Source organism: Pseudomonas sp. RIT623, assembly GCF_004519305.1.
In the GTDB taxonomy this organism is placed as follows: domain Bacteria; phylum Pseudomonadota; class Gammaproteobacteria; order Pseudomonadales; family Pseudomonadaceae; genus Aquipseudomonas.
Window position 1 is genome coordinate 1 of the sequence record NZ_SOZA01000034.1, and the last position, 14784, is coordinate 14784.

Below are 14784 nucleotides of genomic sequence, written 5' to 3' on the forward strand. Positions count from 1 at the left end.
TCCGGTACTGAGCGTGGACCGAAGTACCCTGGTGCTCAATGGCCTTTCGATCAAGATGAATTGGCCACGAACAGGACTGGACTCGATTGGTAATACAGCAGTGCGAGTGGCAACAGGTGGGGAACCGCCCTATCGCTATAGCTCAGGTGATACGCTCATCGCCTCGGTGAACGCTCAAGGTAAGGTTGTCGGTGAGAGAAATGGTAGTACGATCATTACGGTGAGAGATAATAGAAACCAGGTCGTCCAATACACTGTTCAAGTGAGTAATGTGTATGAGTTTGTCCAGACTGGCGGGTTTTATAACCCAGATCAATACGTCCAGTGGGTCAATAACAACCGGGGTGTTTACACACACTGGCCCCATTGGATTGACATGAGACGTGTTTATACCCGGTGCTTTACCCAGAACACTTGGGTTGGATATACCCCTGGTAATGGCGAAGGGACCCATTTCTGGGACGCAGGCCTTAATGGGCCTCGGCACTACCAGCCACGACAGAACTATGGATACCCACCTGCCTACGTGCGTTTACGTAATCGCTGATGTGCTTCGAATGTGCCCCACATTGACATTGTGGGGCACACCTAAAGCGTAGCTGTGAGCACATTACAGATGTGCACTTGCCCTGCGTAGCAGTGCCTCTGTCGATGCCCATCCCAGACATCCATCAGTAATCGACACTCCATACTTCAGCGCCCCTTTGCCCAACGCCTGGCACCCTTCGAACAGATGCCCCTCGATCATCATCCCGACGATCGAGCGATCCCCGGCCAGCCGTTGCGCCAGTACCTCCTGGAAAACCGCCGGCTGGCGCGCCGGGTCCTTGCCGCTGTTGGCGTGGCTGCAGTCGACCATGATCCGCGCCGGCAGCCCGGCCTTGGCCAGCCCCTGGCGCGCCTGGGCGATGCTCTGCGCATCGTAGTTCGGGCCTTGGTGCCCGCCGCGCAACACCAGGTGAGTGTCCGGGTTGCCCAGAGTCTCGATGATCGCCGGGTAGCCCTGCGCATCCATGCCGAAGTGGCGGTGCGGGTGCGCGGCGCTGCGCATGGCGTCGCAGGCAATGCCGACGCCGCCATCGGTGCCGTTCTTGAAGCCTACCGGCAGCTCCAGGCCGCTGACCATCTCGCGGTGGATCTGCGACTCGGTGGTGCGCGCGCCGATGGCGGCCCAACCCAGCAGGTCGTCGAAGTAGCCAGCGGCCATCGGTTGCAGCAGTTCGGTGGCGACCGGCAGGCCGCGTTCGAGCATGCCCAGCATCAGCCCGCGGGACAGGGCGATGCCAGCATGCATGTCGTCGCTGCCATCGAGGTGCGGGTCGTAGGCCAGGCCTTTCCAGCCCACGGTGGTGCGCGGTTTTTCCACGTAGGCGCGCATCACCAGCAGTAGTCGGTCGTCGACTTCGTGGCTGAGGGCGGCAAGGCGGTCGGCGTACTCCAGGGCCGAGCGCGGGTCGTGCAGCGAGCAGGGACCGACCACTACCAGCAGGCGCTCGTCGCGGCCTTCGAGAATGGCGCGGATCGCCTGGCGCTGGGCCTGGACTTGCTGGCTGAGTTCGCTGGACAGCGGCATCTGCTGTTTAAGCAGGTGCGGGCTGGGCAGGCGCTGGCTGACGGTGGTGTTGGCCGCTTGCGGCTGGGTCAGGGGCAGGGAGAGGTTGGTGGCTTGCATGGCGTGTTCTTCCTTGGGCGGACAGCGGGTTCAGGCCCGCGCGGTCGGCCCTATCGAGGTGTTCGACAGATCGTCAAAAGGGGTGTTTGTGCGGCAATGCCACCGGAAATCGACCGAACGGAGGCGGCAGGCTGGCCCGAACGGAACTGGCTAAATCGCCAGGCGAAAGTGCGGTAATAGGTGGTGTAGTTCATGAATCTGTCCTCAAGCTGAATCGGTGTGTGAAGGCCCGGAAAAACAAAACCCCCGGTCGGGGAGCCGACCGGGGGTTTGAGTATTCTCATGTTCGGCGGCCCCTCGAAGGTGGGCGCCGGGTGGGAATCGGCGCCTAGTGGCTAAACCAATACCCAAAATAAAACGAGGCAACGGCGTTACGACCGGCAACGGCCAGCACGCGGTGCGCGGCGCGACCGGTGGTGTTGGCGTGGTTGCAGGATTGTTTCGACATGTTGCTCTCCAGTGATTGAGGCCGAGCTTACTGCACCTGCGTGTGGGCGTTCAATCATTAAATGCTATCGGGGTGATTGGGCCTTGTGGGGAACCGTGTTGCCTGGTTCGCCAGCAGGGCTGGCTCCTACGGGGGCAGGGGTGCGCAGATAGCGTTGCAGGAGCCGGCCTTGCCGGCGAACACCGGCGCAGCCGGTGCCAGCGGATCCCCACTTTCGGTTGCTGGTAGTGGGGCAAGTTCCCCTGGGTCGTGACCGCTTAATCTTAACTACCTGAAAAATATTCATAAATTTCCTGGCACGGGCCTTGCTCCTGCTACCCGCAGAATCCCTGCGTCCCGGAGGTGCCCCATGTCGACTCCCCGCAAAGGCCCGGCCTTGTCCTCATTGCTGCTGGCGCTACTCGCCTGGCAGGCGAGCAGCGAGGCGGCCGTGCAGTGCCAGCGCACGCTGGTGGCCAACGTGGTGGCCCTGGACCAGCCACTGATGTTCAACCGCCTGGGCGCGCAAAATGCCAACGGCATGCTGTTCGCCCTGCGCCAGGATGTGGTGGACGAGCGCCAGGTGCCGTTGAACAACGGTGGCGCCGCGGTGCCGGGCAAGGTCACCCTGCGTCCGGACAAGCGCCCGCGGCCGATCGTGCTGCGGGTGGCCGCCGGTGATTGCCTGACGGTCAACCTGACCAACCTGCTGGCCTACCAGGCCAACCCCAACAAGCACGGCATCGAGCCTGAGGAGCCAGAAGGCGAGGAGGGCGAGGAGGGCGAGTTGCCGGACGGCGAGGGGGGCGAGCACTTCATCGCCGACGAACAGGTCAGCGACCGCCATGTGGGCTTCCAGGTCAATGGCATGCAGGCGGTCAACAGCATCGCCGATATTGCCGCCAACACCGGGCGCAACGGCAACTTCCTGGTGGCCCCGGGCAGCAGCCGCAGCTACACCCTGTATGCCGAGCGTGAAGGCGCCTTCGCCGCTTCCAGTCGCGGCGCGTCATTCGGTGGCGAAGGCAATGCCGGCAACGTCGCCAACGGCCTGTTCGGCCAGGTGGTGGTGGTGCCCAAGGCCGGGCGTACCTATCGCAATACCCTGACCGAGGAGGAAATGCGCCTGGCCACCACTGGCCGCACCGCCACCGGCCAGCCGGTGATCGACTACGCGGCGCGCTATCCGCAAAGCCAACCGTGGATCGCCGAAGGCAAGGCCGGCAAGCCGATCATCGCCATGGTCGACGGCAACGAGATCATCAACAGCGAGACTGATGCCATCGTCATGGGCCCCAACCCCGACGGCAGCTTCCCCAAGAGCACCTACCCGCTGGAAAGCGTCGGCAAGCGCAACCCGGCGTTGCCCAACCGGCTGGAGGCGTTCCGCGACTTCGCCTCGCAGTTCGCCGACGAGGTGGCCGGCACCCAGGCCTTCCCCGGCTACTGGGCGGACCCGGTGATGGGCCACGTGCTGGAGCCGACCCGCGACTCGTTCATGATCAACTACGGCTCCGGCGGCATGGGCGCCGAGGTGGTGGCCAACCGCCTGGGGGTGGGGCCGATGCATGACTGCCTGTCGTGCGCCTACGAGGAGTTCTTCCTCAGCGCCCATACCGTCGGTGACATCGGCACCCTGGTGGACATCCCAGCCAACGTCGGCCTCGAGCATATCCGCCCAGGCGAAGTACCGCCGGCCAGCGCCACCGGGGTGAAGGCGAGCATGGCCTTGTACCCGGCCGAGCCGGCCAACGTGCACCACAGCTACATCGGTGACTTCACCAAGTTTCGCAACACCCACAATGGCCACGAGCAGCACATTTTCCACCTGCACGGGCACCAGTGGCTGTTCAACCCCAACGACGACAACTCCGACTACATCGATGCCCAGGGCATCGGCCCGGGCGTGGGCTACACCTACGAAATCGCCAACGGTGGCTCGGGCAACCGCAACCGGGTGGCGGGCGACGCCATCTACCACTGCCATTTCTATCCGCACTTCGCCCAGGGCATGTGGGCCATGTGGCGGGTGCACGATGTGTTCGAGCCGGGCACTCGGTTGGCGGTCAGCGGCGAGGGCGAGAACGGTTTCCATACCACGCCGTTCGCCCTGCGCAGTGGCAAGCCGGCACTGGGCGCACGGGCCTTGCCCGATGGCGAGATCGTCGCCGGCACGCCGATCCCGGCCATCGTGCCACTGCCAGGCAAGGCCATGGCGCCGATGCCGGGCAAGGTCACGGTGGTGCCCAAGCTCTCCGAGACCCTGCTCGCCGGGCATGACGAGGAGGAGGGTGACGATCATCCGGACGAACCCGCAGCACCGCGCGCGGTCGGCTCCCTCGCGCTGGTCGATCGCGGCGAGAGCAACCGCAACGCCGATGGCAGCCTGAAGAACCCCGGCTATCCGTTCTGGATCGGCGGCATGGAAAGCAGTGTCGGCCAACGCCCGCCGACGCCGCCGCTGGACATGCTCGACCCGGCCCTGGCCCGCCAGCTCAAGGACAGCGGCAAGGCGCTGTGGGCCAACCTTGACCCCAACCAGGTCGATGGCTGGGACGGCGGCCTCGGTCGCCATGTGCTGGACGGCGTGTCGGCCGGCGGCGAGGCGCTGACCACCACCACCAAGCTGGACTTTTCCAAGGTGGTGCACAAGGCCAAGCCGATCTACCTGCCCGAGGAGGGCACCGAGGTCGAGCAGGCGGCCATGCAGTTTCACGCCAAGGCCGAGCACCCAAGCTTCGCCCTGATCCCCGGCAGCCAGCCGGTGGCCAAGGCTTTTCGCACCAACGGCGCCTTGCCCACAGCCGGCGCGCCGTTCTATGAGCCGTGCATGGATGACCGTGGCAAACGCCTGACCCAGGCATCCGGGGCGGGCGAGTTCTTCAGCGGCGAGAGCCTCATCGGCATGAGCTTTCGTGGTGCCTCCAGCTTCACCGCCGACCGGCCCCGCATCTACAAGGCGGCCAATATCCAGTTCGACGCGGTGTACAACAAGGTCGGCTACCACTTCCCGCAGGCGCGCATCCTGGCCCTGTGGGAGGACGCTTGGCCGGTGATCACCAAGCAGCGTCCACCAGAGCCGCTGGTGATGCGCATGAACACCTTCGACTGCACCCAGTATGTGCACACCAACCTGATTCCGTCGTTCTACGAGATGGATGACTACCAGGTGCGCACTCCGACCGACGTGATTGGCCAGCATATCCACCTGCCCAAGTGGGACCTGACTGCCGCCGACGGTTCGGCCAACGGCTGGAACTACGAGGACGGCATTCTCTCGCCTGGTAGCGTGGTCGAGCGCGTGCATGCCATCCGCAGCTTCAACCAGTGCAGCGACGGCGACGCCCGCGACGGCACCGCGGCCTGCCCGAAAGCCAAGCAGCACCCGTACTTCGGGCGTTTTGGCCGGGCCGACTGGCTCGGTGCGCGCACCGCCATGCAACGCTGGTTCGCCGACCCACTGGTGAACGTGCACAACGTCGACCGTGGCCTGGGCACGATCTTCACCCATGACCACCTCGGCCCATCGACCCATCAGCAGTTGGGCTTGTACGCCACCGTGCTGGCCGAACCCGCCGGCTCCACCTGGTACCACGCCGAGACCGGCGAGCAGCTGTACAACCCGGCCACCCGCCAGGACGGCGGCCCGACCTCGTGGCAGGCGGTGATCCAGACCGGCGATCACGACGGTGATGGCAAAAACGACAGCTACCGCGAGTTCTTCCTCGAATACAGCGACTTCCAGCACGCCTATGAAGCCGGCGTGTACGTTGGCGCCGGCCCTAACGGCGTGCCGGACGGCCAGGCCTACCCGGCCACCGCCGACAGTTTCCGCTATGCGATCAACCCGCCCGTGCGCGGCAAGGCCTCCAACCTGCTCGAAGCCATCGTCGAGGAGCGCGGCGGCATCAACCCCGGTTGCCCGACCCGGCCTTGCCCGCAAGCCATCTCGGTGGACGACCCCGGCATGTTCGTCGTCAACTACCGCAACGAGCCCCTGGCCTTGCGGGTGTTCGACCCGAACAAGGTCGGGCCCGACGGCAAGCGTGGCATGCAGGCCGACGGGCCTGGCGGCGACCTTGGCTACGCCCTGCAGACCCGCACCGACCGCGCCATCCCGGCGATGAACCTGGCGCCCTCGGTAATCACCCAGGCGGTCGGCCCCACTGGCGGCACCACGTTGTTCCCGCCGCATATCAACAAGGCTGGCAGCGAGCCGGGCGACCCGTTCACGCCGATGCTGCGCACCTATTCAGGCGACAACGTGCGCTTGCGCATGCATGCCGGTGGCCACGAGGAGGAACACAACGTCACCCTGCACGGGGTGAAGTGGCTGCAGAACGGTTCGGGTTTCGGCAACAGCTCCAACTCGGGGTGGAAGTCCTCGCAGATGATCGGCATCTCCGAGCAACTGGGCTTCATGGCGCCGGTGTCGATGATCTCAAGCGCAGCCGCCACCAACGGCGACTACCTGTACTCGCTGGATGCGGCGCTGGAGGGCTACTGGAACGGTATCTGGGGCATCATGCGCAACTACACCGTGCAGCGCGCCGATCTGTTCCCGCTGCCCAACAACCCGCAGCCGGTGGCCATGCGCAACACCGTGAACTTCGACGGCATCTGCCCGAAAACCACGGCCAATGCCAATGGCATCGGCACCCGGCCAACGGTCAAGCGCAGCTATGAAGTGGTCGCCGCGCTGGCCAACGACATACTGGCCAACAGCGCCAACGTGGCGATCAACGACCCCAACGGCGTTGGCCAACATGTCGGCGGCCCGCTCAAGGCCAACGGCGGCACCCTGGTGTTCAACAGCCGGCGCACCAGCATCCCGCTGGTTAGCGGGGTCGACCCCGAGGATGGCGAGACCTTTACCATCGGTGGCCACAGCGCGCCGCTGCACGACCCGACGGCAATCCTTTATGTGCGCAAGGCCGACCTCGACCCAGGCACCGGCAAGCTCAAGCCCGGCGTGCCGGTGGAGCCGCTGATCCTGCGCGCCAATGCCGGCGACTGCATCAGCGTCACCCTGGAAAACCGCCTGCCACTGATGATGCCGGACCTGCCCAGCACCGCGGTGATGCACAACGTGGTCAAGCGTGACCGCTTCGACAGCGAGGGCGCCACGGCCTTCGCCAACAACCTGATGCGTCCGTCCAGCCAGGTTGGCCTGCACGCGCAACTGCTGGCCTACGACATCACCAAGTCCGATGGCGTCAACGTGGGGCTCAACCCGGTGCAGACCGTGCCGCCCCGCACCGGCAGCAGCGGCGCCTACCCGAGCAAGGTGTACCAGTACTACGCCGGGCATCTGGAGCGCGAAGGCAAGCCGAGCCTGCAACTGGGCCGTACAGTGGACAACATCAACACCACCGCCATCGAGTTCGGCGGCCTCAACCTGACCCCGGCGGATGTGATCAAGCAACCGCAGAAAGGCCTGGTGGGCGCCATGAGCATTCTGCCGCAGGGCGCCACCTGGACCGAGGACAGCGCCAGCCGCGCCCAGGCCACGGTGAAAATCACCGGCCAGGCCGACTACCGCGACTTCGTCACCGTGTGGCAGCGGGCGCTGAACATGCGCTGGGCCGACGGCGCCCCGGTGGCGGGGATCAACACCGAGGGTAACGGCGCGGCAGGTGACCCGCAGGACAACGGCAACATGGCGGTGAACTACAAGACCGAGCCGTTGTGGCTGCGCTTTGGCATGGCTCCGGACTCGCCGTTCGGCCATGCCGGCGGGCTGGGCTTTGCCGATATCCCCAACGCGCACATGGCCTATAGCAACGCCCTGGTTGGCGGTGACCCGCAGACCCCGGTGCTGTATGCCAAGCCCGGGCAGCCAGTGCGCAACCATATCGTCATGCCCAGCGGCGGGAGCCGCGGCATGACCTACCAGCTGGATGGGCATGTCTGGCCGTTGCACAACTTCCAGGCCGAGAAGAATGACGTCGAGGGCTATCCGATGGGGCTGCCAGGGATTGGCTCGGTGCGCTTTGGCTACAACCCGATGGCGATGTATGTCGGCGCCCAGGAAAGCGTGCTGCCGGCGGCGCACTTCAGCTTCATGCTGCCCAGTGCCGGGGGCGCGAATGCGGTGCCGGGGGATTACCTGTACCGGGATTACGCGGCGTATGGGAATACGTCGGGGTTGTGGGGGATTTTGCGGGTGATCAACGAGGCGCCGCCGGCGGTGGCCACGGGGCAGTAGGAACGGGGATTGGAGCTGGGGGAGGGGCCAGGGCCTGGGAGGGCCCATGCCCCCAACATGCGCCATTGGTTCAAGCCCGACACCTGCACCCCAATCAATACTGGCGCCTCCCTAACCAGAGACGACCCCGCCATGCGCATTCTCTACGCCCCCTGCCTGTTCTTCGGCTTCATCGGCACCGCGCTCTATCTGATTCACCTTGGCGCCAGCATCGCCTGGCTGCTGCCGCTGCTGGTCGTGGCCATCCTGTTGTCGTTCTGCTGCGAGGCCCTGTACCCCTACAAACACGCCTGGGCCTCGGGTGCCGGCGAAGGACCGCGCGACTTTCTGCATGCCCTGGTCAACGAGAGCCTCAACAGCCTCAGCATAGCCGCCATCGCGTTGCTGCCCGGCTGGCTGCCGACCGGCGATTGCTGGCCCAGCCACTGGGCCTTGCACTGGCAACTGCTGCTGGCGATCCCGCTGGCGGACCTGGGCATCACCCTGGTGCATTACGCCAGCCACCGCAACGCGCTGCTCTGGCGCCTGCACGCGGTGCACCACAGCGTGACCCGGCTGTACGGCTTCAATGGCCTGATGAAACACCCGCTGCACCAGCTTGCCGAGGCCCTGGGCGGTGTTTTGCCGCTGGTATTGCTGGGCCTGCCGCAGGATGTCGCGGCCTTGCTGGCGTTCAGTATCGCCATCCAGTTACTGCTGCAGCACAGCAATGTCGACATGCGCATCGGCTGGCTGCGCCATGTGTTCGCCTGGGCGCCGGTGCATCGTCTGCATCACCTGAAGTACGGCCGCGTGGGCGATGTCAATTTCGCCTTGTTCCTGCCGTTGTGGGACCGCCTGCTGGGCACCGCGCTGCACCTGCCGGGCTATGCCCTGGCCGACGACGACATGGGCATTGGCGACCGACCGGACTACCCGGCCGGGTACCTGGCCCAACTGCGCGAACCCTGGTGCCGTGGGCGCGCCCCGCAGCCAGCGGCCAGCGTGCCCGCGGCCTTGCGCGCGGCGTTAGGCGAGGGCGCCTGAACGCAAATGCCGCAGCGCCTCGCTGGCGCGGATGCCGAACTGCTGGCGCAGGCTGCGCGACAGGTGCGCCGAGTCGGCGAAGCCGGCGGCCATGGCCGCGACCGTCAGGTTGTCGCCGGCTAGCGCCCGCTGCAAAGCCAGGCGCAGGCGCTGCCACAGTACCAGGCGTCGCACCGACTGCCCCAGGCGGGCGCTGAACAGCCGTTCCAGCTGGCTCAACGACAGGCACGCGGCCTGGGCCAGGGCGTGCGCCGGCAAGGGCTGTTCGTCCAGCGCGCGCAGGCGCGCCAGGGCGCTGGCCAGGCGTGGGTCGAGCGGGCGACGCGGACAATCGCGCAGGCGTTCGGCCAAGGCCTGGGCATCGCCTTGGGCCTGGCGGCACAGTGCAACCAGGGTATCGAAGTCGAACGCCAGCGGCTCGGCGAATACAGTGATGCAGCGCCCTTGAGGCGCGACCACGGCATGGGCTTGCAGCGACGGCACCGCCAGCAAGGCGCCGCACTGACGCTGGCCGGCGATCTCCAGGCACAGTTCACCGTGTTCGGCGATCAGCACCTGGTGGGCGTAGTGAGCATGGGCCGAGGTGCGCCCGGGAGTGCCCAGTACCAGGCAATGGTCGTTGGCCAGCCACAGCTCGCCGTGCCAGGCGGTGTCGGGGCTTGCCTTCATGGGGGATTCATTCGCGTCATTGGTCTACCTGTATGGCACCTGAGTGGATATCCACGCAAAGGTGATTATGCTTCAGATTACCTTGCCGCGATCCGAGGCCGCGCCTCGTCGTGCTTCGCGCAACCTTAAAGCCCTGCGGCCTGGGTATGCACGTTCGAGAGCGTTGGCAATACGCCGGCCCGCACCGTTCATCCCGGAGGCGACCCATGGCGGTCCTCGACAGCGCATCCACGGGCAGTAGCGCGCCCCAACGCGGCATCACCCGGGAGGAGCGCAAGGTCATCTTCGCCTCGTCCCTGGGCACGGTGTTCGAATGGTACGACTTCTACCTCTACGGTTCACTGGCGGCGATCATCGCCAAGCACTTCTTTGCCGGGGTCAATGAAACCACCGCGTTCATCTTCGCCTTGCTGGCCTTCGCCGCAGGCTTCGCCGTGCGCCCCTTCGGCGCCATCGTGTTCGGCCGCCTGGGCGACATGATCGGGCGCAAGTACACCTTTCTCATCACCATCGTGATCATGGGCCTGTCCACCGCCATTGTCGGCTTGCTGCCCGGCTACGCGGCAATCGGCGTGGCCGCGCCGGTGATTCTCATCACCCTGCGCCTGCTGCAAGGCCTGGCACTGGGCGGTGAGTACGGCGGCGCGGCGACCTACGTGGCCGAACACGCGCCCAAGGGGCGGCGGGGCTTTTTCACCGCCTGGATCCAGACCACCGCCACCCTTGGCCTGTTCCTGTCGCTGCTGGTGATCCTGGCCTGCCGCACGGCCATGGGCACCGAGGCGTTCGAGGCCTGGGGCTGGCGGTTGCCGTTCCTGCTGTCGATCCTGCTGCTGGCGATTTCGGTGTACATCCGCCTGCAACTGAACGAGTCGCCGGTGTTCATGAAGATGAAAGCCGAGGGCAAGGCGTCCAAGGCGCCGCTGACCGAGTCGTTCGCCCGCTGGGACAACCTCAAGGTGGTGATCATGGCGCTGCTCGGCGGCACCGCCGGCCAGGCGGTGGTGTGGTACACCGGGCAGTTCTACGCGCTGTTCTTCCTGTTGCAGATGCTCAAGATCGACCCGCAGACCGCCAACCTGCTGATCGCCGGTTCCCTGTTGATCGGCACGCCGTTCTTCATCCTGTTCGGCAGCCTGTCCGACCGTATCGGGCGCAAGCCGATCATCATGGCGGGCTGCATCATCGCCGCGCTGACCTACTTCCCGATCTTCAAGGGACTCACCGAGTATGGCAACCCGGACGTGTTCGTCGCCCAGGAGCAGAATCCGGTGGTGGTGGTCGCCGATCCGGCCCAGTGCGCGTTCCAGTTCGATCCGGTGGGCAAGGCGCGCTTCACCAGCTCGTGCGACATCGCCAAGAGCCTGTTGGCCAAGCGCGCCATCCCCTACGAGAACCAGGCCGGTGAGCCCGGCAGCGTGGCCCAGGTGCGCATCGGCGAACGGGTATTGCCGAGCTTTGACGGCCGCAGCCTGGCGGCGGCGGACTTCAAGACGCAGAACGACGCTTTCACCGCGACCCTGGGCACTGCGCTGAAAGAGGCGGGCTACCCGGAAAAGGCCGATCCGGCGAAGATCCATTACCCCATGGTGCTGCTGTTGCTGACGATTTTGGTGATATACGTGACCATGGTCTACGGGCCGATCGCCGCCTGGTTGGTGGAACTGTTCCCGGCGCGGATTCGCTACACCTCGATGTCGTTGCCATACCATATCGGCAATGGCTGGTTCGGCGGCTTCCTGCCGACGGTGGCCTTCGCCATGGTCGCGGCCACGGGGGATATCTACTACGGGCTGTGGTACCCGATCGTGATCGCGGTGATGACCGCGCTACTGGGGATTTTCTTCCTGCCCGAGACCAAGGACCGCGATATCAACCATGCCTGAGCCAGGCCATTGCGGGGCCCTGCTTCGAGCCTGCGCGCTTGCCCCGCGATGGCGACATCAGTCGAAGTAGCCGCGCAGGGTATAGCGATAGCTGATATCCACCTCGGCAACCGGATCGCGGCGCTGGGCCTTGTGCAACACGAACTCGAAGGCTGGCTCGTACAAGCCGTCGCGCACCAGCGCCCCCGCCAATACCTCCACGTCATATTCGCCATTGTCCAGGGCGATGATTGGCCGCCCCGGCTCCTGGTAGCGCGCCAGCAGGTCGCCGAGTGTCTTGTTGGTGAAGTGCTGCAGAATGCGCCAGGTAAACAGCATCAGCCCGCGGTGCTCGACCCGTAGCCGATGCCCGCCACGGCGGTGCTTCAGGCGGCTGCCGGGCTCGAGCAGCGCCGGGGTGCCAGCGTCAAGGGTGAACAGGATGCGATAGGGCAGGTTGTCGATGCCCGCCAGCGGCAGGATCACCCCTTCGCGCACCGCCTGGTCGCCACTGTCGCCGGTGGTGAAGGCGCGGGCCAGGTCGTCGGGCAGGTCGTTGGCCTCCTTGAACCGCTCGAGCAACTGGATATCGCCGAGCAGGAAATAGTCGACCAGGTCATTGAGGACTTCGCTGAACTCGTAGCGCATGGGTTTTCCTTGTTGTGGCTGCGCCGGGGGATGCCAGCAATGTAGCGCAAGGCAAGCACGCCCGACAGACTTCAGGCTGCCTTCAGCTTCAGCCGTGATACTACCCCCCACAGACACCTGCGGGGGACTGCCATGACCCAGCCGACCTGGAACGCCTTGTTCCCGTTGCCCCTCGGCACCCATGCCGAACACCGTGCGCAACTTAGCCTGCTGCGCCAGGACGATCCTGGCCGTGACGAGGCGCAGTTGTTCATCCATGACCGCTTCGCCAGCGTCCATCATGCCGACGTGCGTCACTACTTGCCGCAGCTGCTGGCCTTGCACGACAGCCATGGGCGCTTGATCGCCGCCGTTGGCGTGCGCCTGGCCAACAGCGGGCCATTGTTCCTCGAACGCTATCTGGACGTGCCGCTGGAATGTGCCGTGGCGCGCGAAGCGGGTGGGCCGGTGGCCCGGGAGCGGCTGGTGGAGGTGGGTAATCTGGCGTCCCTCAGCGCCGGCAGCGCGCGGATCATGATCATTGCCGTGACATGGTTGCTGGCCGCGCGTGGCTTGCAGTGGGTGGCATTCACCGGCGCGTCGACGCTGGTCAACAGCTTCCATCGGTTGGGCCTGGCGCCGACCCCGGTGGCCCTGGCCGAGCCTGCGCGACTCGTCGGCGAGCCGGGCAGTTGGGGCAGCTATTACGCGCACCATCCACAGGTGTTCATCGGCAATATTGACCATGGTCATGCTGCCTTGGCGGGCAGCGGCCTGTACCAGCGGCTTGGCTTGCCGGCATCCGCCCAGGAGACTGGCCATGCCGCATGAGCATCTGAGTTTCTTCCAGACCTTGCACGAGCACGCCCACCAGCGTGGCGAGTGGCCAGCGGTGCAGGGTGTCGCGGGTCGCTTCAGCTACGCGCGGCTGCTGGATGAAGTGAGTCAGCGCGCCGACTGGCTGAACCAACAGCCGCCTGGCACCTTCGCCCTGTTCCTCGATAACGGCCCCGAGGCATTGTTCTGGGACTTGGCGGCCTTGCTGGCCGGACGCCCGTGTGTGCTGCTGCCGGCATTCTTCAGCGCAGATCAACGCCGCCATTGCCTGCTGCACAGTGGGGTGACCCTGGTGTTGGCCGAGGACAGCCTGGCCGCCGAGCTGCGTGATTGCGGCTTCGTTCAGGGCCCGCGTTTCTGGAGCATGCCGCCCTCTGGCCACGCAGCGTTACCCGTGGGCACCGTGAAAATCACCTACACCTCCGGCAGTACCGGGGCACCCAAGGGGGTGTGCCTGGGCGCCGCGGCCCTGATGCGGGTGGCCCGCGAGCTGGAGATCGCCAGCCGCAGCGCGGCACCGGGCAAATACCTGGCGGTGCTACCACTGGCGGTGTTGCTGGAAAACCTCGGGGTCTACGCCGCCTTGCTGGCGGGGGCCAGCGTCATCCTTTATCCGCAGGCGCAACTGGGTATCGGCGGGGCCAGCCAGGTGGACTTCAAGCGCCTGCTCGGTGCTATCGCCCTGAGCGGCGCCGAAAGCCTGATCCTGGTGCCGCAACTGCTGCTAGGGCTGGTGACGGCCATCGAGCGCGGGCTGATGCGCAGGGGCCCGTTGTGTTTTGTCGCGGTGGGCGGCGCGCGGGTGGCCGACAGCCTGCTGGCACGGGCAGAGGCATTGGGTTTGCCGGTTTACCAGGGTTATGGCCTGTCGGAATGCGCCTCGGTGGTCTGCCTGAACCGGCCAGGGGCCACGCGCCTGGGCAGTGTCGGCCGACCCTTGCCCCATGTGCAGGTACGGATCGCCGAGGATGGCGAGGTACTGGTGGCCGGCGCGGCCTTGCTGGGCTACTTGGGTGAAGCGCCATTTAGCGGGCGGTGGTGGCCCACCGGCGACCTTGGCTACCTCGATGCCGAGGGATATCTGCACTTGGCCGGGCGCAAGAAACACCAGTTCATCACCAGCTTCGGGCGCAACGTCAACCCTGAGTGGGTCGAGGCCGAGCTGACCCAAGGCGCAATGATCGGCCAGGCGTTCGTGCACGGCGAAGGCCTGCCGGGCAACCTGGCGCTGCTCTGGCCGGTGGATCCGTCGCTCAGCGACGCGCAGATCGATCAGGCGGTGCAATACAGCAACCGTGGCCTGCCGGACTATGCCCGGGTACATGCCTGGCAGCGCCTGCCCGAGCCGTTCAGTGCCGCCGCCGGCACCCTGACCGCCAATGGGCGGCTACGCCGCGAGGCGATCCTGCGCCAGTACCACGCGGTTCTTTCCTCTCTCCAGCATTCGTGAGGC

At 65.8% G+C, this 14784-nt stretch carries 8 protein-coding genes; 5 read left to right on the forward strand and 3 right to left on the reverse strand.

What is annotated here, in order from left to right:
* Positions 1-610: 610 nt before the first annotated feature.
* Entirely contained in the window at positions 611-1672 is a 1062-nt protein-coding gene (locus E3U47_RS19605) for a 3-deoxy-7-phosphoheptulonate synthase (RefSeq protein WP_134693311.1), read from the reverse strand.
* Positions 1673-2469: 797 nt separating this feature from the next.
* Between E3U47_RS19605 and mnxG the strand changes: the two genes are divergently transcribed.
* Both mnxG and E3U47_RS19615 read left to right on the forward strand, forming a co-directional pair.
* Positions 2470-8307 carry a manganese-oxidizing multicopper oxidase MnxG gene (gene mnxG / locus E3U47_RS19610; RefSeq protein ID WP_134693312.1) on the forward strand — a complete coding sequence of 1946 codons (5838 nt, stop codon included), beginning with the start codon at positions 2470-2472 and terminating at the stop codon, positions 8305-8307.
* A 132-nt stretch (positions 8308-8439) separates the two neighbouring features.
* A complete protein-coding gene (locus tag E3U47_RS19615; protein WP_134693313.1) occupies positions 8440-9333 on the forward strand; it encodes a sterol desaturase family protein in 894 nt (297 codons plus the stop codon).
* Here E3U47_RS19615 and E3U47_RS19620 read toward each other — a convergent pair.
* A complete protein-coding gene (locus E3U47_RS19620; RefSeq protein ID WP_134693314.1) occupies positions 9316-10002 on the reverse strand; it encodes a helix-turn-helix domain-containing protein in 687 nt (228 codons plus the stop codon). The genes E3U47_RS19615 and E3U47_RS19620 overlap by 18 nt on opposite strands.
* A 206-nt stretch (positions 10003-10208) precedes the next feature.
* Here E3U47_RS19620 and E3U47_RS19625 point away from each other — a divergent pair, with 206 nt between their 5' ends.
* Positions 10209-11888: an MFS transporter gene (locus tag E3U47_RS19625; RefSeq protein WP_134693315.1), complete on the forward strand. Its 1680-nt coding sequence runs from the start codon at positions 10209-10211 to the stop codon at positions 11886-11888.
* Positions 11889-11945: 57 nt separating this feature from the next.
* On the opposite strand, the gene E3U47_RS19630 is transcribed toward E3U47_RS19625, so the two are convergent.
* Positions 11946-12515: a hypothetical protein gene (locus E3U47_RS19630; RefSeq protein WP_134693316.1), complete on the reverse strand. Its 570-nt coding sequence runs from the start codon at positions 12513-12515 to the stop codon at positions 11946-11948.
* Between the two features lie 132 nt (positions 12516-12647).
* Between E3U47_RS19630 and E3U47_RS19635 the strand changes: the two genes are divergently transcribed.
* On the forward strand, positions 12648-13325 hold the full coding sequence (locus tag E3U47_RS19635; protein WP_134693317.1) for a thermostable hemolysin: 678 nt from the start codon (positions 12648-12650) through the stop codon (positions 13323-13325).
* Positions 13315-14781 carry an AMP-binding protein gene (locus E3U47_RS19640; protein ID WP_134693318.1) on the forward strand — a complete coding sequence of 489 codons (1467 nt, stop codon included), beginning with the start codon at positions 13315-13317 and terminating at the stop codon, positions 14779-14781. The genes E3U47_RS19635 and E3U47_RS19640 overlap by 11 nt, the downstream gene beginning before the upstream one ends.
* Positions 14782-14784: the final 3 nt, after the last annotated feature.

What these genes read in the sequence shown, in the direction of transcription:
- E3U47_RS19630 (WP_134693316.1), bottom strand. Translation starts at nt 12,515, where the DNA reads ATGCGCTACGAGTTCAGCGAAGTCCTCAATGACCTGGTCGACTATTTC.
- E3U47_RS19605 (WP_134693311.1), bottom strand. Translation starts at nt 1,672, where the DNA reads ATGCAAGCCACCAACCTCTCCCTGCCCCTGACCCAGCCGCAAGCGGCC.
- E3U47_RS19635 (WP_134693317.1), top strand. Translation starts at nt 12,648, where the DNA reads ATGACCCAGCCGACCTGGAACGCCTTGTTCCCGTTGCCCCTCGGCACC.
- E3U47_RS19625 (WP_134693315.1), top strand. Translation starts at nt 10,209, where the DNA reads ATGGCGGTCCTCGACAGCGCATCCACGGGCAGTAGCGCGCCCCAACGC.
- E3U47_RS19620 (WP_134693314.1), bottom strand. Translation starts at nt 10,002, where the DNA reads ATGAAGGCAAGCCCCGACACCGCCTGGCACGGCGAGCTGTGGCTGGCC.
- E3U47_RS19615 (WP_134693313.1), top strand. Translation starts at nt 8,440, where the DNA reads ATGCGCATTCTCTACGCCCCCTGCCTGTTCTTCGGCTTCATCGGCACC.
- mnxG (WP_134693312.1), top strand. Translation starts at nt 2,470, where the DNA reads ATGTCGACTCCCCGCAAAGGCCCGGCCTTGTCCTCATTGCTGCTGGCG.
- E3U47_RS19640 (WP_134693318.1), top strand. Translation starts at nt 13,315, where the DNA reads ATGCCGCATGAGCATCTGAGTTTCTTCCAGACCTTGCACGAGCACGCC.